Raw genomic sequence first — 25,780 nt, 5'->3', positions numbered from 1 at the left:
GATCGTAGTTATTAAGAGTGAAAACACAATAATCATATCAAAATATCCTTAGAGGTGCAATGCTTTTTAAATATTATCCACAACCCAGGGAGCTTGTGGAATGAAATTGTCCACAAGACATGAACTTGTGAAAAACTTGTCAATATGTGTTGTGGATAATTTCAAATGGTGTCGAATACTATCCACAGGCCATTTTTTTATAGAAATGGTGCAGATCTTGTAGAACGTTCTAAAGAAAAATAATCTCACTGTTGACTTTTTATAGGTGACGTCTTTATAATAGTGGAGTATGTCTTTAACTTATAAAGATGAATCCTTCAGGGAGGTGTCATAGATGAAAAGAACGTTTCAACCAAATAATCGTAAAAGAAGTAAAGTACACGGTTTCCGTGCACGTATGAGCTCAAAAAACGGACGTAATGTTTTAGCTCGTCGTCGTAGCAAGGGAAGAAAAGTATTATCTGCTTAGGCCACTGAACTGACTCAGTGGTCTTTTTTTTCCGTTATATATGGAAAAGGATTCATTTGGCTTATTTGTATTTTGAATTAGTAGGAACATGGCATATAATTTCATATAAATAAGCCAATGAAAATCAAAATTGAAAAATAGGTGTGGCCAATGCGTAAAGATCAAAGAGTGAAAAAGAATAAAGAGTTCCAGGAGATTTTTAAAAAAGGAACGTCGTATGCCAATAGGCAATTCGTTTTATATCTATTAAAAAAAGAAGAGCCTCAACCTTTCCGTATTGGAATTTCTGTTAGTAAGAAAATAGGAAATGCCGTTTGTAGAAATAAAATCAAACGTTATGTTAGACAATCTTTTTTAGAGTTAAAAGAAGATGTTCAAGGAAACTACGATTATTTAATCATCGCCAGAAAACCGGCGGCCGAAATGAATTTTCATGAGGTTAAGAGTAGTCTTACCCATGTGCTAAAAAGAGGAAAAGTATTGAAAAGGTCTTCTTTTGGCAAATATGATAGTAAAAAGTAAAAAACTATTCACGATTAAGACAGGTTTCGTCATCACATAATCTAAAAAAAATGTTACAATACGAGAGATTGTACTTTTTTAGCAGAGATTGAGGGAACACGTCCTTAAATATTATTGGAAGCATATTAGTTGGGAGGAAATTGAGGGTGAAAAAAAGATTAATAGCTCTAATGGCAATCATTGGGCTAATGGCTCTACTTTCAGGTTGTACGGAATATAATCAGCCGATTACCCCTGAAAGTAGCGGAATATGGAATGAATATATTGTATATCCTTTATCACAATTAATTACATTAGTTGCAGATTTCTTTAGTGGATCTTATGGTTTAGCAATCATCATTGTTACCTTAATTATCCGTTTAGCGATCCTGCCATTAATGATTAAACAAACGAAAAACTCTAAAGCTATGCAAGCTTTACAACCGGAAATGAAAAAGCTTCGTGAAAAACATAGCTCTAAGGATGCACAAACTCAACAAAAGCTTCAACAAGAAACGATGGCTTTATTCCAAAGTCACGGAGTAAATCCTTTAGCAGGGTGTTTTCCTCTTATCATTCAGATGCCGATTTTAATTGGTTTCTATCATGCGATTGTGAGAACAGAAGCGATTAAAGATCATAACTTCTTATGGTTTGACCTGGGAAATCCGGATCCAATTTATGTTTTACCTTTAGTAGCGGGTATCACAACGTTTATTCAACAAAAATTAATGATGGCAGGTACAGCAAATCAAAATCCACAAATGGCGATGATGCTTTATATTATGCCAGTCATGATTATCATTTTTGCTATTAATTTTCCGGCAGCATTATCACTTTATTGGGTAGTTGGGAATCTATTTATGATTGTTCAAACGTACTTTATTAAAGGCCCTGAAATTAAAGAAGCACAAACGGCAAAAGCTGGTGGGAATTCGGGAGGAAAGAAAAAGTGAGAGAAGTAGAAGCGACTGGTCAAACGGTGGAAGAAGCCATTGAATCAGCCTTGTCTCAACTGAAGATCACCAAAGAAGATGCAGAAATTAACATCATTGATCAAGGTAAAAAAAGCTTGTTCGGCTTGTTTGGTGGAAGACCGGCAATCGTTCAAGTTAAAAAAGCAATCGATCCAGTAAAGGAAGCACAGGATTTTCTATTATCTGTCGCGCGTGAAATGGGAGTAGAACCAACCATTGAAGTGAAGAAGAATGGAAGAGACATAGAGTTTCAATTATCTGGGGAAAAAATGGCTCTTTTAATTGGTAAAAGAGGACAAACATTAAATGCACTTCAGCATTTAACTCAATTGGCAGCAAATCGAACGTCAGAACAATTTTTAAACATCGTTTTGGACGCTGAAAACTATCGAGCTAGACGAAAGCAAACGTTAACGACTCTAGCACAACGTTTAGCGGAAAAAGCATTGCGTACAAATCGTTCAGTTTCGTTAGAACCGATGCCATCATATGAAAGAAAAGTAATTCATACAGCTCTGGTTGAATCTACGACTGTCGATACGTTTTCTGAAGGAAGAGAACCAAATCGATATATAGTGATCTCGCCGAAATAGAGTAAAAAGTAACGATTCCTGTGGGGATCGTTATTTTTTTATTCATTAAAGCACTCTATTAAAATGATTCTGCGATTTTCGATAAAATATCTTTCACATTTATTTACGTATTAAAAACTCTCTAATTTTAGAGGTTGTTTCTTTTAAGGTCGGTTTATTGTTATTCACATGTGGATAAGTTAAAATAATAATGATGAAGAAACGTGTTTGTGGATAACATTATTTGGAGCTTGTTGGCCGGTTTCCCTTCTTTAGTATTAAATAGGATTGTGATATTCTAATAATTTGGGGAAACTTTGCTCTCTACTATATCGTTCATATAAATAGATCAACTAAGAAAAAAAGAGAGGTGAATACAATGGAATTTGATACAATCGCTGCTATTTCCACTCCTATGGGAGAAGGAGCCATTGCAATTGTACGTTTAAGTGGTGATCAAGCTTTTGATATCGGGAATAAAGTCTTTAAAGGAATGAAAGGAAGCTCTATGAAGGATTTTGCTTCTCATACCATTCATTATGGGCATATTGTCGATCCGAAAACTGATCAAGTAGTGGAAGAAGTAATGGTTTCAGTAATGAAGGGTCCAAAAACGTTTACACGTGAGGATATTATCGAAATCAATTGTCACGGTGGATTGGTTTCAGTGAATAAAGTGTTGCAGCTTGTCCTTAAGAGCGGCGCACGTTTAGCAGAGCCGGGAGAATTTACGAAGCGAGCTTTTCTAAATGGTCGAATCGACCTTTCACAAGCTGAAGCAGTCATGGATCTAATCCGTGCGAAAACAGACCGTGCCATGAATGTCGCACTTAATCAAATGGAAGGTCGCCTTTCAAATTTAATAAGAACATTGCGTCAGGAAATTTTAGAAACACTGGCTCAAGTAGAGGTGAATATCGATTATCCTGAGTATGATGATGTGGAAGAAATGACACATCGAGTATTACTAGAGAAGTCGAAGAGAGTACGAGATGAAATTGATCGATTAATCCGTACGTCAGAACAAGGAAAAATTCTTCGTGAGGGACTGTCAACGGTTATAATTGGACGCCCCAATGTAGGGAAATCTTCTTTACTAAATAGTCTTGTTCATGAAAACAAAGCCATTGTTACGGATATACCAGGAACAACCCGTGATGTCATTGAAGAATATGTTAACGTTCGTGGAGTGCCATTGCGATTAGTTGATACAGCTGGAATTCGAGAAACCGAAGACATTGTTGAAAGAATCGGTGTAGAGCGTTCCAGACAAGTATTAAAAGAAGCAGATTTAATTTTACTTGTATTAAATTATGCTGATGAACTGACATTTGAGGATGAACAGCTGTTTGAAGCAGTAAAAGGCATGGACGTGATTGTCATTGTAAACAAAACGGACTTACCTCAAAAAATGGATATAGAGAAAGTTCGAGAACTTGCCGAAAATCATCAGTTAGTCACAACTTCGCTGATTGAAGAGCAAGGAATCGATGAGCTTGAAGAAGCGATTTCATCCTTATTCTTTGCAGGCTCCTTAGAAGCCGGGGATATGACCTATGTATCCAATAGTCGTCACATCGCATTATTAAATCAAGCTTCTTCTTCTATAAATGAAGCAATTAATAGTGTAGAAATGGGAACACCTATTGATATTGCTCAAATTGATTTAACCAGAACATGGGAGCTTTTAGGTGAAATCATTGGTGAAAGTGTTCATGAAAGTCTGATTGATCAACTGTTTTCTCAATTCTGCTTAGGAAAATAAACATCATTAACTGTGGGAGCAAAAGCTTTAGTTCCCTACAAGGAGGAAAATACAAACCATGCAATATGACGCAGGACAATATGATGTCATTGTCATTGGTGCTGGACATGCTGGTGTTGAAGCGGGTTTAGCTTCTGCACGTATGGGAGCTAAAACATTAATGGTTACCATTAATTTAGATATGGTTGCTTTTATGCCATGTAATCCATCAGTTGGTGGACCAGCAAAAGGAATTGTTGTAAGAGAAATTGACGCTCTTGGTGGAGAAATGGGGCGCAATATAGATAAAACACATATTCAAATGAGAATGTTAAATACAGGGAAAGGTCCTGCTGTGCGAGCATTAAGAGCGCAAGCAGATAAATTCCTTTATCAACATGAAATGAAACGTACAATCGAAAATGAACCGAACGTTAGTCTTCTTCAAGGAATGGTTGAGGAGTTAATTGTAGAAGATGGCGAATGTAAAGGTGTCGTTACTATGACGGGAGCGGCATACCGTGCTAAGACGGTTGTAATAACTACAGGTACCTTCTTACGCGGAGAAATTATTTTAGGAGATCTAAAATATTCGAGCGGTCCTAATAACCAACAGCCTTCTATTAGGCTTTCTGACCATTTACATGAGCTTGGATTTGATACAGTGCGTTTTAAAACAGGTACACCACCACGTGTGAATAGCGCTTCTATTGACTATTCTAAAACAGAAATACAGCCTGGTGATGATGTTCCGCGAGCCTTTAGCTACGAAACGACAAAGTATATTACGGATCAGCTCCCGTGCTGGTTAACATATACAAACGAAACGACCCATCAACTAATTGATGATAACTTACATCGTTCTCCAATGTATTCCGGAATGATTAAAGGGACAGGTCCACGTTATTGTCCTTCAATTGAAGACAAAGTGGTTCGTTTCAATGATAAACCACGTCATCAAATTTTCTTAGAGCCTGAAGGTCGAAACACTCAGGAAGTATACGTTCAAGGTTTATCGACAAGTCTACCTGAGGATGTACAACAAAAAATTCTTCAAACGATTCCAGGGTTAGAAGAAGTGCAAATGATGAGAGCAGGCTATGCGATTGAGTACGATTCTATCGTACCAACTCAATTATGGCCGACTCTTGAAACGAAAAAGATAAAAAATCTTTATACGGCAGGGCAAATCAACGGAACATCTGGTTATGAAGAAGCGGCTGGACAAGGGTTAATGGCAGGAATCAACGCTGCTTGCCGTGCACTTGATAAAGATGAAGTCATTTTGAGCCGTTCTGATGCCTATATTGGGGTTCTCATTGATGACCTTGTAACAAAAGGCACAAACGAACCGTATCGTTTGTTAACTTCTCGCGCTGAATATCGTTTATTGTTACGTCATGACAATGCCGACCTTCGTCTAACGGATATAGGAAAGAAAATAGGATTGATTTCAGACGATCGATATCAACGATTCACTGAGAAAAAAGAAGCCATTGAGGCTGAGAAGAAACGTCTTGAAGGGATAAGAATTAAGCCTACCGAGGAAACTCAATCTGTGATCCGCAGTGCAGGCGGCAGTGAACTGAAAGATGGTATTCTGGCAGTTGATTTATTGAAACGACCTGAAATGAATTACAGCCACATTAAATTATTAACCCCAAGCGATGTGGAACTTCACTCGGATGTAGAAGAACAGGTTGAAATTCAAGTGAAGTACGAAGGATATATTGAAAAATCTCTTCAACAGGTCGATAAAATGAAGAAGATGGAAAACAAAAGGATTCCTGAAAATATTGATTATGAAGCAATTGGTGGTTTAGCTTCAGAAGCTAGACAAAAACTGATAGAGGTTCAGCCTCTTTCTTTAGCACAAGCTTCACGCATAGCAGGAGTGAATCCTGCTGATATCTCTATTTTACTCGTCTATATCGAACAAGGGAAAATTGCCAAAGTATCAGGTGATCAATAGAGGTAAAGGAAGGGTAAATAAATGAATGTAATTGAATTTCAAAATATGCTGGAGGAGAAGGGGATTTCCCTCTCTTCTCAGCAATTAGATCAGTTCGAGCGATATTATGAGCTTTTAGTTGAGTGGAATGAAAAAATGAACTTAACGGCTATTACAGACAAAGAAGAAGTGTATTTAAAACATTTTTACGACTCTGTTAGTGCTGCTTTTTATGTTGATTTTTCTAACGTTTCACATATATGTGATGTAGGAGCAGGAGCGGGTTTTCCTAGTATTCCAATCAAAATATGCTTTCCTCACTTACATATAACGATTGTTGATTCCTTAAACAAACGTATTTCGTTTTTAAACCATTTATCCAACGAATTAGGTTTAGACAACATGAATTTTTATCATGATCGTGCGGAGAGTTTTGGGAAAAACAAAGATCATCGAGAGAAATATGATATGGTTACAGCAAGAGCTGTTGCACGAATGTCTGTTTTAAGTGAATTATGTTTACCCCTTGTAAAAAAGGGCGGCCATTTTGTTGCCATGAAAGCTTCTAATGTGAAGGAAGAGTTATCTGTTGGGAAAAAAGCCATAACATTACTGGGTGGTCAAACAGAAAAAATATACTCCTTTGTGTTACCTGAAGAGGAAAGTGAACGAAACATCGTAAAAATAAAAAAAGTAAAAGAAACTCCGAATAAGTATCCCAGAAAGCCTGGGACACCAAATAAATTACCGTTAGAATAGGAAGTGCAAATTGTGCTTCTCCTGCCTACTTAGGGATATGGACTTACTAAATGTCATCATATGTGAGAAAATGTCTATAGATAAGGCAGGAACTTGTCATATTTTAAAGAATATAAATATAGGGAGTTTCTTAAAGGTGGTGTAGGAAGATGAAGCATCCTTTCTCTCGATTTTTTGGCCTAGGTGAAAAGGAGCAAGATGTTGAATCTGAAGAATCAAGTGTAGTGGAAGATCGAGATGAGGTTAAGAAGATCCCCGTCTCCCAAATCGTCCCAAATCGCTTTCAACCAAGAACGGTTTTCAATGATGAGAAAATAGAAGAGTTATCCAGAACCATTCACACACACGGCATTATCCAGCCGATTGTGGTTCGACAATTCGAAGAAGATCAGTTTGAAATCATTGCAGGAGAACGACGTTATAGAGCGGTTCAAAAACTTGGCTGGGATACAGTGCCGGCAATTGTAAAAAACCTTAGTGATACAGAAACAGCTTCCGTCGCTTTAATCGAAAACTTACAAAGAGAAGAGCTTTCTCCTATTGAAGAAGCGATTGCCTACGGAAAGCTTTTAGAGCTGCATAATCTAACCCAAGAAGCTCTTGCTCAACGCTTAGGAAAAGGACAATCTACTGTGGCGAATAAGCTTCGTCTCCTAAAGCTTCCAGAAGAAATCCAAGTAGCAGTATTAGATAAGCATATTACAGAGCGTCATGCGAGAGCGTTAATTCCATTAAAGAACCCTGAAAAGCAAATTCAGCTTCTAGAAGAAGTTATAGAAAAAGGACTTAATGTGAAGCAAACAGAGGATCGAGTAGTGAAAATGCAAGAAGGCACTTCTCAAAAGCCTAAACCAAGACGTAAAGCATTTAGTAAGGATATGCGAATTGCTGTGAACACCATACGTCAATCTCTATCCATGGTGTCTGATAGCGGAATTAACCTGGATTCTGAAGAAGAAGAACATGAAGAATTCTATCAATTCACTATTCGTATACCTAAAAAAAAATAGATTCATAGTATAAAAGTGAGAAACATTTCGGAATCGTTTCTCACTTTTTTGTATGAGCAGAATGGAAGATGTTTGTTAATATGTCTCCTTATGTCTTTAAATAGAGTCTTTTTTAAGGCTTATATCGCAAAGGTTGATTAGAGCGGAAGGTGCTCGACTACTGCGGGAATAGCGGGAAGGTCGGATAAGCGGAGGGGATTTGCTTAGGGGCTTATGACCTCTAGCGCATAAGCACCGGAGCTAGACAGGTGAGACCCCACAGGCGCCCACAAGGAGGCTCACCGCCCGCCCCGCGGAAAGCGAGCAACCTGGAGCGGAAATCAACTATTACTCTCTTTTTTTAAAAGAAACAGACATTTACTTGGGAATTTTGATAGAATATAAGAATAATGTAAAGAAAATTTGACCAATCTTAGGAAGTCAAAAGGTAGGTGACAACCTTGGGCAGAATTGTAGCTATTACAAACCAAAAGGGTGGTGTTGGGAAGACCACAACATCAGTGAATTTGGGAGCTTGTCTTGCTTATATAGGAAAAAAGGTTTTGTTAGTAGATATAGATCCACAAGGGAATGCCACTAGTGGCGTAGGAGTAGAAAAAGGGGACGTCCATCAATGTATCTATGATGTATTAGTAGACGATGTTGATGTGAAAGAAACCATTAAACAATCAAAAGTAGAAAATTTATCGATTGTACCGGCAACAATCTCCTTAGCGGGAGCAGAAATAGAACTCGTTCCTACAATTTCCAGAGAAGTTCGTTTGAAAAAAGCATTAGAAAAAGTAAAGAATGACTTTGATTTCATCATCATCGATTGTCCTCCATCGTTAGGCTTGTTAACGATCAATGCACTGACTGCTTCAGATGCTGTCATTATTCCAGTTCAATGTGAATACTACGCACTTGAAGGATTAAGTCAGCTATTGAGTACCGTTCGATTAGTACAAAAGCATCTCAATCACGATTTAATGATTGATGGTGTTTTATTAACGATGCTTGATGCCAGAACAAATCTAGGAATTCAAGTTATTGAAGAAGTTAAAAAGTATTTTCAAGATAAAGTGTATCGCACAATTATTCCACGTAATGTTCGTTTAAGTGAAGCACCTAGTCACGGTGAACCTATCATCATTTATGATGCTAAGTCTAGGGGAGCAGAAGTTTATTTAGAACTAGCAAAGGAAGTGGCGGCGAATGGCTAAAGGTTTAGGTAAAGGTATAAATGCTTTATTTGCAAATGTCCAAACAACTCAAAACGAAGAAACCATTCAAGAAATAAAGATTAAAGAGATTCGTCCGAATCCTTATCAGCCAAGAAAAATCTTTGATCCTCAAGCGATTGATGAATTAAAAGAATCTATTCAAGAGCATGGAATACTTCAGCCCATTATTGTACGTAAAACAATAAAAGGATATGAAATCGTTGTAGGGGAACGTCGTTATCGAGCTGCTAAAGCTGCGAAACTTACCGAGGTTCCTGTGGTTATTCGGGAATTAAATGATCAACAAATGATGGAGCTTGCCGTTTTAGAAAATCTTCAGCGAGAAGATTTAACACCGATTGAAGAAGGCGCAGCTTACCAGATGTTAATAGAGAAGTTAAAGATTACTCAAGAGGAATTAGCGAAGCGGTTAGGGAAGAGTCGACCTCATATTGCGAACCATATTCGCCTTTTGTCCTTACCTGTACCCATTCAAGAGCTTATTTCTGAAGAAAAGCTAACAATGGGGCATGGACGAGCCCTTCTCGGACTTAAGAAAAAGAATAACCTTTCCATGGTTGTAAACCGAATTCTTAAAGAGTCCCTTAATGTACGTCAATTAGAGAAAATCATCCAGGAAATGAATGAAAATGTTTCACGTGAAACAAAGAAAGAAGAAAAACGTAAAGATGTTTTCATTCAAGAACAAGAATCTATCCTTCGGGAACGATTTGGTACAACTGTTACAATTAAACACTCTAAGAAAAAAGGGAAAATTGAGTTGGAGTTCTTTTCTAAAGAAGACTTGGAGCGTATTCTAGAGTTATTACAGCAGGAATAGTATGCTCATCATGAATTCCAGAGAGTTTTGTATTGAGAATAAGAACTGGCTTCCAAGGAAAGATAAGCCCCTTGGAAGCCAGTTCTCTTGTATAAAGAGTAGTAATTAGTAGCTGCTTCTTGAATTTCATACAGAGATAAGGGGAACGTCATGGTATTATTGGGAACGCTGGTAAATGGATTGTGTATCATCATTGGGACTCTACTTGGAAAGGTACTTCACCGTATTCCAGAGGAAATGAAGGGTACGATTATGAAAGCTATTGGATTAGCTGTAGTCGTATTAGGTTTACAAATGGGATTAAAGAGCGAAAATTTCCTTATAGTCATTATCAGTTTAGCTTTAGGAGCCGCGTGGGGAGAGTGGATGAGCTTAGAGGACAAATTAAATGCCATCGGAAATTGGTTAGAAAAAAAGCTAGGAAGTCGTAAAGAGACGTCTATTTCTCAAGGCTTTGTCACGGCAACGCTTATCTTTGTTATAGGAGCAATGGCTGTAATTGGGGCTTTAGACAGTGGGATTAGGGGGGATCATAATGTACTTCTTACGAAATCGATTATTGATGGCTTCACTTCTTTAATCCTTACTACAACATTAGGTATAGGGGTTATGTTTTCTGCTATTCCAGTTGTCCTATATCAAGGGTTCATTGCCCTCTTTGCGACTCAAATTCATCAATGGGTTCCACAACAGCTAATGGATGCTTACATAGTAGAAATGACCTCAACAGGAGGAATTATGATTTTTGCTATCGGCTTGAACCTTATAGGGATTACAAAAATTAGAGTAGCGAACCTGCTTCCAGGAATCATTGTGGTTGGAATCGTTGTTGGAATAATCCATGCCTATCCACTGTATATTTAATATTACGAAACAAAACGGAGAGGTATCTACCTTCTCCGTTTTGTTTATTGAAGCTCTTTTCTCCATTTCTCTACACTAATGGCATTTTTCCGTTCGACGTTTTGCCCTGCTAACACAATGGCTTCGGTGATTGTTTTGGCCATTTTCATGACTAGATTTAGACGAGTATTCTGAAGAACAAAGAATTCCATAAATCCACTAACATTCACTATGCCCGTAAGATGGATTTGTCCGACTTCTGGTAGTTCCTTGTTAACTCCTGCTCCCGGCTTTAAAGGACCTTCACATATTTGAATCGCTCCTACACTCTTCAAGCGTCCGAGACATGCATCTACACCAACAATAAATGGATTTACATGCTTTTTTGATATTTCAAAGAGCTTTTCTTCCAGATTAACTGCGTGAATCGGCTCATCCAACGTGCCATACACATGAAATGGTTTAACGGCTTGTTCTTCTAATAATGTACCAACTAGTGGACCTAAAGAATCACCCGTTGACCGGTCTGTTCCTATGCATACAAATACGATGGGTTTTGTTCGATAAAGAGTTGGAAGCATGGAAGATAAATGAATAGAAAGCTCCTGTGACGCGAGTTCTTCATCATGAAGAACTCTAAAGGGTTCAGGCTTTCGTTCAAATAATCCTTTTTTAAGATTCATTGCTTCCACTCCTTTTGAATAAATGGTTAAACAATCAAATTAGAAGGAACCATTAAGTATGAGAACAAAGTTCCTTCGCTTTTCTGGGTATTATCAGTATACGGAGCATTACTCTTTTTCATACATAGTTCCAAGGCATTTTTCATAAAATAAACAATTTCACAAACTTATTACAATATGAGGTTAATGCTACCCATCTAATGGGAAACTTGATAGAATAAGGATTACTTCTTAATGAACGACAAGTGGAGGAATTCATATGGATGATAAGATAAAAGATGATGCAAAGGAAGCAGTAGATAAACTGATAGACAATGATATGTGGCTTGCCATCGGGCAGGGTTCAATAAAAATTGTCGCCATTATTGTCATTACATATATTGCATTACGATTAGGGAAATCAGCGATACGTAATGTATTTAAAGTTCGCTCTCGATCACCACTGAAGATTTCAGAGCGGCGAGAAGCGACTCTATTAAAACTATTAGAAAATGTATTATCGTATGTTATTTATTTTATTAGTATGATGACTATTCTTTCGACACTCGACATTGATGTGAAGGGATTAATTGCCGGAGCGGGTATTGTCGGTTTAGCGATTGGGTTTGGAGCACAAAATCTCGTTCGTGACATTATTACAGGATTCTTTATTATTTTCGAGGATCAGTTCTCAGTGGGTGACTATGTTCGAATTGGTTCAGCCGAAGGAAGCGTCGAAGAAATCGGCCTCCGTACAACGAAAATAAAAAGTTGGACGGGAGAATTGCATATTTTCCCCAATGGTAATATAACAGAGGTAACAAACTATTCTATTCATAATAGTGTTGCTGTCGTTGATGTGAGCATTGCATATGAGGAAAATATTGAAGAGGCAGAAAAAGTAATGCACGAACTCCTTTTAACCCTTCCTCAGAAATATGAGGATCTCGTTAATCCTCCAGAGCTTCTAGGTGTTCAAACATTAGGGGCATCTGATGTAGTGATGAGGGTTGTGGCGGAAACAACTCCTATGAGACACTGGTATATTGCAAGAATGATCCGTAAAGAGGTTAAGCTATGTCTTGATCAACACGGTATTGAAATTCCATTCCCTCGTATGGTGATGTATTCGAGAGAAGAAGAGGTTCAGCCTCTTGAAGAAAAACAAAAAAGACTTGAAAGCGAATGAGGAGGAAAAGCCAATGGAACAAAAAGTGTTCTCATTAAATGACATTGTTGAAATGAAAAAACCTCATCCTTGTGGAACAAACCGCTGGAAAGTGATTCGCATGGGAATGGATATTCGAATTAAATGTGTAGGGTGTGGCCACAGTGTCATGATTCCAAGGAAAGATTTTTCTAAAAAAATGAAAAAAGTAATTAGTAATACAGAAGAATAATTACTCTTTTTTACCCGTTTTTTCCTTAATCTAATCCCATCAATGCTTTCTTTTCTTACTAAAAGGACATCCAATTCAATTGGATGTCCTTTTTTGTTTGGCTGGGGTATTCGCGATGATTTAACTAGGATTAAGAGTCTAGTGAATAAGAAATGTGCGGAAATCAAGAAAGAATGTGCGAAAAAACAGCTGAAATGTGAAAAAATGTGAACTCAACATACAGTACACCACCTATACAGGTAGGGGGTTAAAAGAGGTCCCCAACATCCCACAACCTTTACTTGTCTTTTTCCTCTATTATCTCTATAATTGTGAAAGGTTCGACCATTGACTAAGTTTTAGATGATAACCTATTTACTATAGATATGAATATATATGAGGAGTGACCAAAATGGCTTTAACAGCTGGTATTGTTGGATTGCCTAACGTAGGTAAATCAACATTATTTAATGCAATTACAAAAGCAGGTGCTGAATCTGCTAACTACCCTTTCTGTACAATCGATCCCAACGTAGGAATTGTTGAGGTTCCTGATCATCGCTTGGATAAATTAACTGAGCTTGTAGAACCGAAGAAAACGGTTCCGACTGCTTTTGAATTCACAGATATCGCCGGAATTGTAAAGGGTGCCAGTAAGGGTGAAGGACTAGGTAATAAGTTCTTGTCTCACATTCGCCAGGTAGACGCAATTTGTCAGGTTGTTCGTTGTTTTGCCGATGACAACATTACACATGTTTCCGGGAAAGTAGACCCAATCGCTGACATTGAAGTAATTAATTTAGAGCTTATTTTAGCTGACCTTGAGACAGTGGATAAGCGTTTAGCCAGAGTTCAAAAAATGGCTAAGCAAAAAGACAAAGAAGCTGTATTCGAGCATGATATTCTTGTGAAAATTAAGGATGCCCTTGAAGCGGAGCAGCCAGCTCGTACAGTTGAATTCTCTGAGGAACAAACGAAGCTTGTTAAACAACTTCACCTTCTGACTTCGAAGCCTGTATTATATGTGGCGAACGTAAGTGAAGATGAAATCGCGGATCCTTCTGATAATGAATACGTTCAAAAGGTTCGTGAATTTGCTCAACAAGATAATGCTGAAGTGATTGTAGTTTGTGCGAAAATTGAATCGGAAATCGCGGAGCTTGATGACGAAGAAAAAGCGATGTTCCTGCAAGAGTTAGGCATCGAAGAGTCCGGATTAGACCAGCTTATTCGTGCAACCTATTCATTGCTTGGACTGGCTACGTATTTTACAGCAGGTGTACAAGAAGTACGTGCTTGGACGTTCCGTGAAGGAATGAAAGCTCCTCAATGTGCTGGTGTCATTCATACAGATTTTGAAAGAGGATTCATTCGTGCGGAAACCGTATCCTATGACGACCTAGTTGCAGCAGGTACAATGGGAGCAGCCCGTGAAGCTGGTAAAGTTCGTTTAGAAGGTAAGGAATATCTCGTAAAAGACGGAGATGTTATTCACTTCCGTTTTAATGTATAAGTTTTTGTAAGAGACTGGGTGTAAATCCGGTCTTTTTTCTTTATTTTGACAAAAAAGGTTTGATAAAGTCACGATTTTATTATCAAATACGTTTTTTCTATTATTGAAATCTATCCGATATTATCGAAACCATGCTTTTATTACATATAATTATCGACTTTCACTTATTGAGTAGTAAGAGAAATAAACAGCGTATTTTTAATAAAACTATCAGTTATCCTACGATATATTGCAATAGTAGAGAAGTTATGCTATAATTTTATTTCGTGAGTAATGAACGCATTGCTCCTTGTTCTTTCGCAAAGAAAGAACCGCATAGACCACGAGGAGGTGACATTCAGATGAGAAAGTACGAAGTTATGTACATTGTCCGCCCAAACATTGACGATGAGTCAAAGAAAGCTGTTGTTGAGCGTTTCGATAACGTTTTAACTACAAATGGCGCGGAAATCATCGAGTCAAAAGATTGGGGTAAACGTCGTTTAGCGTATGAAATCAACGATTTTCGTGATGGTTTCTATCAACTAGTTAAGATGAGCGCTACTTCTGATGCAGTTAACGAATTCGATCGTTTAGCTAAAATCAGCGATGATATTATCCGTCATATCGTTGTTAAAGAAGAAGAATAATCCGTACGTTTTAAGATAAACACTTCTATACCTGTTTCACGTGAAACAGTAGACTAGAAGGAAGGGGTTGATTCTGATGATGAACCGAGTTGTATTAGTAGGGCGTTTAACCAAAGACCCTGAATTAAAATATACTCCAAGTGGAGTAGCTGTTGCTTCGTTTACCCTTGCAGTGAATCGTAGTTTTACGAATCAATCAGGAGAACGAGAAGCAGATTTTATTAATTGCGTTGTATGGCGTCGCCCTGCAGAGAATGTAGCAAACTTTCTTAAAAAAGGCAGCTTAGCTGGCGTTGACGGTCGTATTCAAACGCGTAATTTCGAAGGACAAGATGGACGTCGAGTGTTTATGACGGAAGTTGTAGCAGAAAGCGTTCAGTTCTTAGAGCCACGTAGTGCGAATCAAGGAGATCGTGGAGGAAGTCCGGGCTATTCGGGTGGAGGTCAACGAGACCAAAACAATCCGTATAGTCAGAATCAGAATCAACAACGCAATAACAACAATAACCATACACGCGTAGATGAAGATCCATTTGCAAATGACGGTCAACCGATCGACATTTCCGATGACGATTTACCATTCTAAGCGAATCATACCAGCAACACAAAATAGAAACAGATAGGAGGCGAAAACAAATGGCAGGAGGACGTAGAGGTGGACGTAGACGTCGTAAGGTGTGCTACTTCACAGCAAACGGAATTACACATATCGATTTCAAAGATGTTGATCTTCTTAAGAAATTTATCTCTGAGCGTGGAAAAATTCTTCCACGTCGTGTAACTGGAACAAATGCTAAGTACCAACGTAAGTTGACTCGTGCGATCAAAAGATCTCGTACAATGGCATTACTTCCATATGTTACTGGTGAGTAATAATTAAGACATGAAAGCAGTAGAGACTTGTTCTCTACTGCTTTTTTTAGTTCGTATTAGGATAACAACACCTAAGAGTCTATCTTTCAAAAGGTGCTTACATAGAAAGTTTTAAGAGAGTGATGCAGCAGTTAAGCATTCATTATCTAATTGGAACACATATTCATTCAATTATTATGTATATACTAGATTAGACAAGATTCTTTCACAGAATTATCCTTTTTGTTGAGCCTTTCATTTTTCCTGTGAGTAGTAAAGATGAAATTCGTACGTAAAATTGATATGATAATGCTATTGCAACTTTTGAATTTACGGTAGGGAGAGTTTTGAGTGAAAAATACTCGTGTACTAACAGAAGGTGCGCTAATGCTCGCCATCTACACTGTTTTACTATTATTAAGTCTTTATGTTCCACTAATTGGTTCAGTCGCTTTTTTTCTATTGCCACTGCCAGTCATGATGTATAGTGCTAAGCATCCGTTACCTCAGGCTTTATTTTTGTTTGTTGGAGTTATCCTTATTTCAGGTTTACTGGGGGGAATCCTTACCCTTCCACTTGCCTTTGCAATTGGAACGACTGGAATTGTGATTGGTTGGGGTATAAAAGCAAAATTTGATAAAATGAGATTGTTAATGGCTTCTAGTCTTACACTCCTTCTCAATATTGTCGTATGGTATGCTATTTCTATTGCATTCTTTAATATGAATATTGTAGAGGATAGTTTAGAGCAATCAAAAACGATGTACCATTCTTTATTTGAGAAATTGGGTCAACAACCGGATAAAGAAATCATTGATAGCCTCGAAAGCTCTGTCAGTCTTATTCAGACTTTAATGCCTACATTATTTTTAGGAATGGCTGTCTTTCTTGCATTATTCTTTATGATTATTAATTTTCCTATTATGAAGCGCTTAGGAGTTGATGTTCCTGCTTTTCAACCATTTAGGGAATGGAAGCTGCCTAAGAGTATACTTTGGTACTATCTTGTTACTCTAGTACTAACGATTGTTTTACAACCTGAAAAAGGAACATACATTTACACAGCGCTAATTAATGTGCTGTATGTATTACAATCTTTAATGGCAGTTCAAGGCTTGTCATTCCTCTATTTTTATAGTTATACCAAGGGATGGTCTAAAGGTATTTTGATATTAATTACAATCATTTCTATTCCTCTTCTTTATCTCGTGCGAATTTTAGGTATAATTGACTTAGGGTTTGATCTAAGACAACGCCTACAACGGAAGTCATAGATAGTTGAAATTTAAGTTCCAGGAGCTGAAATCATGCCATCTTATTTTAATAAGCGAATGATCCGCTACCCATTGTACGGTCTTGCTATATTAACAGCTCTTTTGTTAGTATCCATCGCCTTTTACAAATGGATTATATCGTTAATTGGGTTGATTGTCTTTGGAATCGTGTATTATCTTGCTTTCTATTTTGAGAAAAGATCACACGAAGAAACAGAAGAGTATATTTCCACTTTATCCTACAGGGTGAAACGAGTTGGAGAAGAAGCCCTAATGGAGATGCCTATTGGAATTATGCTCATAAACGATGAATATTACATAGAATGGACAAACCCGTTTCTCGCTTCCTGTTTTAATGAAGACACAGTCGTTGGAAGGTCTCTTTACGATGTAGCAGAGTCTCTGGTTCCTTTAATTAAGCAAGAAGTCGATTCTGAGATTGTCACGATAAATGAGAGAAAATATCATGTTGTTTTAAAATTAAAAGAGAAGCTTCTTTATTTTTTTGATGTAACAGAACAAAAGGAAATAGAGAAGCAATATCATGACGAACGCACGAATATTGGAATTATCTTTTTAGATAACTATGATGAATTAACACAAGGAATGGACGATCAAACGAGGAGTAGTTTAAACAGTCTCGTCACGTCTATTCTGAACAAATGGGCAAAAGAGTATGGAGTGTTCTTGAAGAGGGTTTCTTCTGAACGTTTTATCGCTGTGATAAACGAAAAAATTCTTCAAGTATTAGAAAAAGAAAAATTCGGTATTCTTGATGATGTTCGGGATACAACCTCTAAGCAAAATGTTCCTCTTACTCTTAGTATTGGGGTTGGAACAGGGGTATCATCCCTTCCTGAATTGGGTACGTTAGCTCAATCTAGCTTGGATTTAGCACTTGGTCGCGGTGGAGATCAGGTAGCTATCAAACAGACCAATGGAAAAGTTAAATTCTATGGCGGAAAAACAAATCCCATGGAGAAACGTACTCGAGTACGTGCCCGAGTCATTTCACATGCATTAAAGGAAATCATGATTGAGAGTGACAAGGTTATTATTATGGGACATAAGCACCCAGACATGGATGCTGTTGGAGCCGCAATCGGAATTCGTAAAGTGGCGCAAATGAATCAACGAGAAGGCTATGTTGTCTTGAATTTCAATGAAATCGATAACGGCGTAAAACGATTGATGAAGGAAATTAAAAATAATTCAGATCTTCACTCCCGTTTTATTGCACCAGAGGAAGCTCTTGAAATGGCTACTGATGATACGTTGCTCGTTGTCGTGGATACTCATAAACCTTCGTTGGTTATTGATGAAAAGCTTTTAAACAAGGTTGAGAAAGTTGTCGTGATTGATCATCACCGACGTGGAGAGGATTTTATAAAAAATCCATTACTTGTGTATATGGAGCCTTACGCTTCTTCAACGGCAGAACTTGTGACAGAGCTTTTAGAGTACCAGCCAAAACATGAGAAAATTAGCATGTTAGAAGCAACATCTTTATTAGCTGGGATCATTGTCGATACGAAAAGTTTTACCCTCCGCACAGGCTCGAGAACCTTTGATGCTGCGTCCTACTTAAGAGCGCAAGGTGCAGATACCGTTTTAGTTCAGAAGTTCCTTAAAGAGGATGTAGACACGTATATAAAGCGAGCACGATTAATTGAATCAGTAGAATTCTATCGAGAAGGGATTGCTATTGCGAAAGCAGATGAAGCTGAGATTTACGATCCCGTTTTGATTGCCCAGGCAGCTGATACCTTACTAACGATGGATGAAGTCATCGCCTCCTTTGTCATCTCGAAAAGGGAGACAGATACAGTTGGCATAAGTGCTCGTTCATTAGGTGATGTCAATGTACAGATTATTATGGAAAGCTTACTAGGTGGCGGACATTTAACGAATGCAGCCACTCAAATAAAAGATGTTTCAGTTTATGAAGCTGAAGAACAATTAAAAGAAGCATTAAATGATTATTATGAGGGGAGAAAAGAATCATGAAAGTAATTTTCTTAAAAGATGTAAAAGGTAAAGGAAAAAAAGGCGAAGTGAAAAATGTCGCAGACGGTTATGCTCATAATTTCCTTCTTAAAAAAGGACTAGCTGTAGAAGCAACTAACGCAAACATTGGTCAGCTTGAGGGTCAAAAGAAAAAAGAACAACAAGTTGCTCAAGAGGAACTGGAAGAAGCCAAAAAATTAAAAGCAACGCTAGAAGATCTGACGGTTGAGATGAAGGCGAAATCAGGCGAAGGTGGACGCTTGTTCGGATCAATCACGAGTAAACAAATTGCTGAAGTATTAAAGAAAGAATTCGAATTAAAAATCGATAAACGTAAAATTGAAATGAACGATGCTATTCGTACACTTGGCTATACAAACGTACCGGTTAAGTTACACACGGATGTTACCGCAACGTTAAAGGTTCATGTAACAGAAGAATCTTAATAAAAATATACGAAATTTGGTAACTTCATTTGGCTAAAAACATGTTAAAATGAATATAGGTTGTAAAAATGTGATCTGGATTATTTCCTGATCACATTTTTTCGGTGAAATAACATTTTCTTATTTTTATATAGATAGGTAGAACTATGGTTTTGTTTTTCAAATTGTCTAGCGGCGGGGCTAATAAGAGGCTCGAGGTCATTTCAAATCAATCAGTTGGGGGAACCACTCCTCCTCTGCTTGCCCCATTTGCTTTTCTAATAGGAGGTTATGTATAGATGAATGAGATGTTCCAAGATCGGGTTCCTCCTCAGAATATAGAGGCTGAACAAGCTGTGTTAGGGGCTATTTTTTTAGAGCCTAGTGCATTAACGACTACATCCGAATTATTAATTCCAGAAGATTTTTATCGTCATTCTCATCAGAAAATTTATAATGTCATGCTGAATTTGGGGGACAGTGGAAAAGCTGTTGATTTGATTACCGTGACAGATGAATTAGCGTCTGCAAAAGAACTTGAAGATGTCGGTGGGGTTGCATATCTAAGTGAGCTTGCAGGGTCTGTCCCTACTGCTGCAAATATTGAGTACTATGCGAAAATCGTCGAAGAGAAATCTTTATTAAGACGATTAATTCGTACGGCAACAGACATTGCTTCTGACGGGTACGCACGTGAAGATGAAGTGGACAGCCTTTTAAGTGAAGCAGAAAAGAACATTATGGAGGTTGCTCAACGAAAAAATGCTGGTGCATTCCATAATATCAAGGATGTTCTAGTTAGAACCTATGACAATATCGAAACCCTTACAAACCGTAAAGGGGATGTAACAGGAATATCGACTGGGTTTGCTGACTTAGATCATATGACGGCAGGCTTCCAACGAAATGATTTAATTATTGTTGGAGCACGTCCTTCCATGGGTAAGACGGCATTTGCTCTGAATATTGCTCAAAACGTAGCCGTAAAGGCAAGGGAAAATGTCGCTATCTTCAGTTTAGAGATGGGTGCTGAGCAGCTAGTCATGCGTATGCTTTGTGCTGAAGGGAATATCAATGCACAAAATCTTCGTACTGGGGATTTAACAGATGAAGACTGGAGAAAGCTAACCATGGCAATGGGAAGTCTTTCAAACGCAGGGATTTATATTGATGATACTCCAGGGATTAAAGTAGGGGAAATTCGCTCAAAATGCCGACGCCTGGCTCAAGAGCATGGCCTTGGGATGATTCTCATTGACTACTTGCAACTTATCCAGGGGAGTGGCCGTTCTGGTGAGAATCGTCAGCAGGAGGTATCTGAAATCTCCCGTTCTTTAAAAGGATTAGCCCGTGAACTTCAAGTACCAGTTATCGCCTTGTCTCAGCTTTCTCGTGGAGTAGAGCAGCGACAAGATAAGCGTCCAATGATGTCTGATATTCGTGAGTCAGGAAGTATTGAGCAGGATGCGGATATCGTTGCCTTCTTATATCGTGAAGACTACTACGACAAAGAAGCAGAAAACAAGAATATAATCGAAATCATCATTGCGAAGCAGCGTAACGGCCCGGTTGGAAATGTGTCGTTAGCCTTCGTCAAAGAATATAATAAGTTCGTAAATCTGGAGCGGCGATTTGATGATCAAAACGTTCCTTCAGGTGCATGAAAAAAGTCCAAGCAACTCTTTTTGAAGAGATGCTTGGACTTTTTTGAATTCAATCAATTAATAAATTGAAGCATGCTGATGAGCATGAAGCTTTGTAAAGATCCCATCCTCAATGGATAAAAGCTCTTCGTGTGTACCGTCTTCTGCAATTCCGGTTTCATTGACAACCAGAATTCGATCAGCGTTGCGGATGGTAGCTAAACGATGGGCAATCACTAATGTTGTACGATCTTTGGCCAGTTCTGTAAGAGCCTCTTGGATGATGGCTTCTGTCTCCGTATCAAGAGCAGAGGTCGCTTCATCCAGGATTAAAATTTGTGGGTTCTTTAGAAACATTCGAGCAATGGAAAGACGTTGTTTCTGACCACCAGATAGCTTAAGTCCTCTTTCACCTATCTGCGTTTCATATCCTTCTGGTAAGGAGTGAATTAAGTCTGTCAGGTGGGCACGTTTGGTAGCCTCTTCAATCTCTTCCTGAGTGGCATCTAGTTTTCCATAAGCAATGTTTTCCTTAAGGGTTCCCGTAAATAAAAAGACATCCTGCTGAACAATTCCTATATTCGAGCGAAGGGATTCCTTTGTCATATCTCGTATATCGATTCCATCAATGGTGATAGAGCCTTCTTCGATGTCGTAGAAGCGGGGAATCAGTGAGCAAATGGTTGTTTTGCCAGCGCCTGATGGTCCAACAAAGGCAACGGTTTGGCCGGATTCAATGGAAAACGTTAAATCATTTAAAATTGTTCGGTGTTCTTCATAGCCGAAGGTGACTCCCCGAAAGGCAATGTCCCCTTTTAAGTTGGCAACTTCAATGGCGTCGGGACGATTTTCAATATCTGGCTCTTCGTCCATCAGCTCAGTAAAGCGTTTAAAGCCAGCCATCCCCTTTGGATAAAGCTCAAGAAGAGCACTGATTTTATCAATGGGTTTAAACAGAACATTAATATAAAGAATAAAGGCCACGAGTTCTCCATAAGAAAGGGCACCTGAGAAGCTTAACCAAGCTCCGTATACTAAGATAATCAGGGTCATCATTCGCGTGGTGATATAGATTCCCGATAAATTCACACTCATGACCTTATAGGCCTTCAGCTTTGATTGGCGGAAGAATTGATTGTTCTTATTAAAACGTTTCATTTCATATTCTTCATTCGTAAAAGATTGTACAACTCGAACACCAGATACACTATCCTCTACGCGTCCATTAACATCGGCAATATTGCCATACATCTGTGTCCATGCCTTATTCATCTTGATATTTGAGTATGAAATAAGCCAAATTAAGATTGGAACAATGACAATGGCAACAAGTGCCAGTTGGACGTTGATGGTAAGCATGATCCAAAAGGCTCCAATAAAGGTCATGACGGCAATGAAAAAATCCTCCGGTCCATGATGAGCTAATTCACCAATATCCATAAGGTCATTGGTGACTCTACTCATAATGTGTCCTGTTTTCGTGTTGTCAAAGAAGCGGAAGGATTGTCTTTGCACGTGGTGGAATAATTCTCTTCTCATATCTGTCTCAATATTGATTCCAAGCTTATGTCCCCAGTAGTTAACAACGAACTGCATACTTGAGCTAATGAGGTAGAGAAGAAATAAACCGACACTAACAGAAAGAATGGTACTCCAGTTTCCTTCGGGTAAAAGACGATCAATAAACCATGAAACGGCAATAGGGAAGCCAAGTTCTAATAATCCGACCAAAACAGCGCAGAAAAAATCTAGATAAAAAAGCTTCTTATGTGGCTGATAATAAGAGAAAAAACGTCTAATCATTCCAGTGGTGCCTCCAATATTTAATTTTAAAAATTCTGACGGATAAAATTACAATAGCAAAAGATTAAGGTTCATGCTATTCTATTTTATTCTTTTACATAAAATAACCTATTTTATACGAACATAAATATGACAAAGTGATTAAATGTTCGTGTTTTGATTGACTTTCACCAATAGGGTTGATAAAATGAGTTTGTTTGAAAAAAGAGGGAATACTAATTCCCGTCGGAGGTGCTTAATATGTCTTCAGTAGTAGTAGTAGGAACGCAGTGGGGAGACGAAGGAAAGGGAAAGATTACGGACTTCCTTTCTGAACATGCAGAAGTTATCGCACGTTATCAAGGTGGAAATAACGCAGGTCATACGATTAAGTTTGACGGAGAAACATATAAATTACATTTAATTCCTTCAGGTATTTTCTATAATGAGAAGACATCCGTTATTGGTAACGGAATGGTTGTCGATCCGAAAGCTCTTGTAAAAGAGTTAAAATATCTTCACGATCGCAATGTGACAACAGACAACCTTAAAATCAGCAACCGTGCACATGTCATTCTTCCTTATCATTTAAAACTTGATGAGATTGATGAAGAACGTAAAGGCGCGAATAAAATAGGAACGACGAAAAAAGGTATTGGTCCTGCATATATGGATAAAGCAGCACGTGTCGGAATTCGTATTGCAGACTTATTAGATCGTCAATCTTTTGAAGAAAAGCTTGCTCGTAACTTGGAAGAGAAAAACCGCTTATTTGAAAAATTCTATGAAACAGAAGGCTTCAATATTGAAGATATTCTAGATGAGTACTATGAGTACGGTCAACAAATTAAGCACTACGTTGTCGATACATCCGTTGTCTTAAACGATGCTATTGATAATGGACGCCGCGTTCTTTTTGAAGGAGCTCAAGGGGTTATGCTTGATATCGATCAAGGTACATATCCATTTGTTACTTCTTCTAATCCAGTCGCTGGTGGAGTAACAATCGGTTCTGGAGTAGGTCCTACGAAAATCAATCACGTAGTAGGTGTATCAAAGGCGTACACAACTCGTGTAGGGGACGGACCTTTCCCAACAGAGCTAGACAATGAGATTGGCCACCAAATCCGTGAAGTAGGTCGTGAGTACGGTACAACGACTGGACGCCCTCGCCGTGTTGGTTGGTTCGATAGTGTTGTCGTTCGCCATGCTCGTCGTGTAAGTGGTCTTACAGACTTATCCTTAAACTCTATTGACGTGTTAACAGGCATTGAAACACTTAAGATTTGTGTTGCTTATAAATACAAAGGCGAAGTGATGGAAGAGTTCCCAGCAAACTTAAATATCCTGGCTGACTGTGAACCCGTGTATGAAGAGCTTCCAGGTTGGAAGGAAGACATTACAGGTTGTAAGACATTAACAGACTTACCTGAAAATGCTCGTCACTATTTAGAAAGAGTCTCTCAATTAACAGGGATTCCACTTTCAATCTTCTCAGTTGGTCCAGACCGTTCACAAACAAATGTTGTTCGTAGCGTATGGAGTCCGAGATAATAATAAAAAAGCTGCTCAATCCAATAATGGACTGAGCAGCTTTTTTGGTTTTCTCAAGCCTTTAATCGAGTATACACGTCATCATGACAGACTACATAAAGGGTGTCTTTAGAATGCAGTGGGCGATTAATGGCATCCGTAAAGTCCATGTTGTCGTTTACGGCTAAAAGAATGGCTCCTTGAGATAAAAGCTCTTCAGAAGCAGTTTTAATCGTTTCCCAATGAGCTTTCGGTTTTAATTCGTGAATATTATTTCCGTACCGCTTACTTAATAACTGTCTAAATAAATTGGTGGTTCCAGGATGAATTGTTGCTTTTGCCATTAGCAATGACACAGAGTCATTGGACAAAATAAAGTCCTCTACGGCAATATGCTGAAACTTAGGAATGTGGCGGTCCTCTGAAACCTCCACAATCGTATGAATCTCTTTTTGATGAATCTTCGATAACCCTTCAACAGCAGAAGCAATCAGCAGCGTTTTCCCATCTACGAGAGAAGCATCTTCAATTTTCGAATCAGAGAAGATGGCAACTCGTCTGGCTTCTAGAATATTGGCTTTCAATAAAACATTTTCATCTGTTGGATCTCCTTGGATAAAATGCACTTGATCATGCTCCATAGGAATTTCATGTAGTGTATCAATTAATAAAATCTCTGCCTTAGGCATATGAGCGAGAATTTCTAAAATGGCTCTTTCTGTTTTTTTAGACCAATTGATGTAAATAAAATGATCTTTCTGTTTGTACACGAGCTTCCCCTCCCTCTTAAGCTTATGAAACGTAGTAATTCCTTCAACTGTTTTGCTGATTAATAGACCGATCAGACCAATTCCAAAAATAAAGAGGAAAATCCCAAGCCAGCGTCCCCCTATAGTCGATGGATAAAAATCACCATACCCTACGGTGGTTAACGTTGTCATGGTCCACCAAAAGGCATCAAAAATAGTAGGGAATGTATCAGGCTCTATTAAGTGAATCCCGACGGTGCCAAGCACGATGACAAATAAAGATAAAAAAAGAATGAAGGTGAAATCCATTTTGGAAATCTGCTTCCATAATTTTAGGAAAATAATCACATAACTCCTCCTTTTTCAAAAAAAATCATAGTATAAGAATACCAATTTTCATTCTGAAAATGAAACCTTTTCCTTTATATCTTCGTATGTTTAAATGAATAATGAGTATCGATC

Annotated in this window: 25 protein-coding genes; 22 read left to right on the top strand and 3 right to left on the bottom strand. The window is 38.2% G+C overall.

What is annotated here, in order from left to right; all coding sequences use genetic code 11:
- The first annotated feature begins 334 nt into the window (after positions 1-334).
- The 11 genes from rpmH (at position 335) to IQI_RS07890 (ending at position 10,890) form a co-directional block, all read left to right on the top strand.
- On the top strand, positions 335-469 hold the full coding sequence (gene rpmH / locus IQI_RS07940) for a 50S ribosomal protein L34 (protein WP_064092104.1): 135 nt from the start codon (positions 335-337) through the stop codon (positions 467-469).
- A 150-nt stretch (positions 470-619) separates the two neighbouring features.
- On the top strand, positions 620-991 hold the full coding sequence (rnpA, locus tag IQI_RS07935; RefSeq protein ID WP_064092103.1) for a ribonuclease P protein component: 372 nt from the start codon (positions 620-622) through the stop codon (positions 989-991).
- A gap of 146 nt (positions 992-1,137) precedes the next feature.
- Entirely contained in the window at positions 1,138-1,926 is a 789-nt protein-coding gene (gene spoIIIJ / locus IQI_RS07930) for a YidC family membrane integrase SpoIIIJ (protein WP_064092102.1), read from the top strand.
- Positions 1,923-2,540 (top strand): RNA-binding cell elongation regulator Jag/EloR, encoded by a 618-nt coding sequence (gene jag / locus IQI_RS07925; RefSeq protein ID WP_064092101.1) that lies wholly within the window; start codon positions 1,923-1,925, stop codon positions 2,538-2,540. The genes spoIIIJ and jag overlap by 4 nt, the downstream gene beginning before the upstream one ends.
- 358 nt (positions 2,541-2,898) lie before the next feature.
- Entirely contained in the window at positions 2,899-4,284 is a 1,386-nt protein-coding gene (gene mnmE / locus IQI_RS07920) for a tRNA uridine-5-carboxymethylaminomethyl(34) synthesis GTPase MnmE (RefSeq protein WP_064092100.1), read from the top strand.
- 58 nt (positions 4,285-4,342) lie between these two features.
- Positions 4,343-6,235 (top strand): tRNA uridine-5-carboxymethylaminomethyl(34) synthesis enzyme MnmG, encoded by a 1,893-nt coding sequence (gene mnmG, locus IQI_RS07915; RefSeq protein WP_064092099.1) that lies wholly within the window; start codon positions 4,343-4,345, stop codon positions 6,233-6,235.
- Positions 6,236-6,256: 21 nt separating this feature from the next.
- Positions 6,257-6,973 carry a 16S rRNA (guanine(527)-N(7))-methyltransferase RsmG gene (rsmG, locus tag IQI_RS07910; RefSeq protein WP_064092098.1) on the top strand — a complete coding sequence of 239 codons (717 nt, stop codon included), beginning with the start codon at positions 6,257-6,259 and terminating at the stop codon, positions 6,971-6,973.
- Positions 6,974-7,122: 149 nt separating this feature from the next.
- Positions 7,123-7,983 (top strand): nucleoid occlusion protein, encoded by an 861-nt coding sequence (noc, locus tag IQI_RS07905; RefSeq protein WP_064092097.1) that lies wholly within the window; start codon positions 7,123-7,125, stop codon positions 7,981-7,983.
- 440 nt (positions 7,984-8,423) lie between these two features.
- Positions 8,424-9,185 carry a ParA family protein gene (locus IQI_RS07900; protein ID WP_064092096.1) on the top strand — a complete coding sequence of 254 codons (762 nt, stop codon included), beginning with the start codon at positions 8,424-8,426 and terminating at the stop codon, positions 9,183-9,185.
- Entirely contained in the window at positions 9,178-10,026 is an 849-nt protein-coding gene (locus tag IQI_RS07895) for a ParB/RepB/Spo0J family partition protein (protein WP_064092095.1), read from the top strand. The genes IQI_RS07900 and IQI_RS07895 overlap by 8 nt, the downstream gene beginning before the upstream one ends.
- Positions 10,027-10,176: 150 nt before the next feature.
- A complete protein-coding gene (locus tag IQI_RS07890) occupies positions 10,177-10,890 on the top strand; it encodes a DUF554 domain-containing protein (RefSeq protein ID WP_064092094.1) in 714 nt (237 codons plus the stop codon).
- 44 nt (positions 10,891-10,934) lie between these two features.
- Here the strand turns inward: IQI_RS07890 and yyaC are convergent, their stop codons facing one another.
- Complete coding sequence (gene yyaC / locus IQI_RS07885; protein WP_064092093.1) at positions 10,935-11,552, bottom strand: spore protease YyaC; 618 nt, start codon at positions 11,550-11,552, stop codon at positions 10,935-10,937.
- 259 nt (positions 11,553-11,811) lie between these two features.
- Here yyaC and IQI_RS07880 point away from each other — a divergent pair, with 259 nt between their 5' ends.
- The 10 genes from IQI_RS07880 (at position 11,812) to dnaB (ending at position 21,275) form a co-directional block, all read left to right on the top strand.
- A complete protein-coding gene (locus tag IQI_RS07880; RefSeq protein ID WP_064092092.1) occupies positions 11,812-12,720 on the top strand; it encodes a mechanosensitive ion channel family protein in 909 nt (302 codons plus the stop codon).
- A gap of 13 nt (positions 12,721-12,733) precedes the next feature.
- Positions 12,734-12,931, top strand: coding sequence for a DUF951 domain-containing protein (locus tag IQI_RS07875; protein ID WP_064092129.1), 198 nt, complete (start codon positions 12,734-12,736; stop codon positions 12,929-12,931).
- A 391-nt stretch (positions 12,932-13,322) separates the two neighbouring features.
- Positions 13,323-14,423 carry a redox-regulated ATPase YchF gene (ychF, locus tag IQI_RS07870; RefSeq protein WP_064092091.1) on the top strand — a complete coding sequence of 367 codons (1,101 nt, stop codon included), beginning with the start codon at positions 13,323-13,325 and terminating at the stop codon, positions 14,421-14,423.
- Positions 14,424-14,764: 341 nt separating this feature from the next.
- Positions 14,765-15,052: a 30S ribosomal protein S6 gene (rpsF, locus tag IQI_RS07865; RefSeq protein WP_034764776.1), complete on the top strand. Its 288-nt coding sequence runs from the start codon at positions 14,765-14,767 to the stop codon at positions 15,050-15,052.
- Positions 15,053-15,128: 76 nt separating this feature from the next.
- Positions 15,129-15,638 (top strand): single-stranded DNA-binding protein, encoded by a 510-nt coding sequence (gene ssb, locus IQI_RS07860; RefSeq protein ID WP_064092090.1) that lies wholly within the window; start codon positions 15,129-15,131, stop codon positions 15,636-15,638.
- 50 nt (positions 15,639-15,688) lie between these two features.
- Positions 15,689-15,925, top strand: a complete 237-nt coding sequence (gene rpsR, locus IQI_RS07855) for a 30S ribosomal protein S18 (protein WP_064092089.1) — start codon at positions 15,689-15,691, stop codon at positions 15,923-15,925.
- 330 nt (positions 15,926-16,255) lie between these two features.
- Entirely contained in the window at positions 16,256-17,179 is a 924-nt protein-coding gene (locus tag IQI_RS07850; RefSeq protein ID WP_082892628.1) for a YybS family protein, read from the top strand.
- Positions 17,180-17,212: 33 nt separating this feature from the next.
- Complete coding sequence (locus tag IQI_RS07845; protein WP_064092088.1) at positions 17,213-19,186, top strand: DHH family phosphoesterase; 1,974 nt, start codon at positions 17,213-17,215, stop codon at positions 19,184-19,186.
- Positions 19,183-19,632 carry a 50S ribosomal protein L9 gene (gene rplI / locus IQI_RS07840; RefSeq protein WP_064092087.1) on the top strand — a complete coding sequence of 150 codons (450 nt, stop codon included), beginning with the start codon at positions 19,183-19,185 and terminating at the stop codon, positions 19,630-19,632. The genes IQI_RS07845 and rplI overlap by 4 nt, the downstream gene beginning before the upstream one ends.
- Before the next feature lie 278 nt (positions 19,633-19,910).
- Positions 19,911-21,275, top strand: a complete 1,365-nt coding sequence (dnaB, locus tag IQI_RS07835) for a replicative DNA helicase (RefSeq protein ID WP_064092086.1) — start codon at positions 19,911-19,913, stop codon at positions 21,273-21,275.
- A 57-nt stretch (positions 21,276-21,332) separates the two neighbouring features.
- On the opposite strand, the gene IQI_RS07830 is transcribed toward dnaB, so the two are convergent.
- A complete protein-coding gene (locus IQI_RS07830; protein ID WP_064092085.1) occupies positions 21,333-23,057 on the bottom strand; it encodes an ABC transporter ATP-binding protein in 1,725 nt (574 codons plus the stop codon).
- Between the two features lie 240 nt (positions 23,058-23,297).
- On the opposite strand from IQI_RS07830, the gene IQI_RS07825 reads away from it, so the two are divergent.
- Positions 23,298-24,590: an adenylosuccinate synthase gene (locus IQI_RS07825; RefSeq protein WP_064092084.1), complete on the top strand. Its 1,293-nt coding sequence runs from the start codon at positions 23,298-23,300 to the stop codon at positions 24,588-24,590.
- A gap of 53 nt (positions 24,591-24,643) precedes the next feature.
- On the opposite strand, the gene IQI_RS07820 is transcribed toward IQI_RS07825, so the two are convergent.
- Positions 24,644-25,666: a potassium channel family protein gene (locus tag IQI_RS07820; RefSeq protein WP_082892627.1), complete on the bottom strand. Its 1,023-nt coding sequence runs from the start codon at positions 25,664-25,666 to the stop codon at positions 24,644-24,646.
- Positions 25,667-25,780 lie beyond the last annotated feature (114 nt).

The organism is Rossellomorea aquimaris TF-12, assembly GCF_001648555.1.
Classification (GTDB): Bacteria; Bacillota; Bacilli; order Bacillales; family Bacillaceae_B; genus Rossellomorea; species Rossellomorea aquimaris.
Note: the sequence above shows the minus strand (reverse complement) of the source record. Positions and strands in the feature narration are given on the sequence as shown.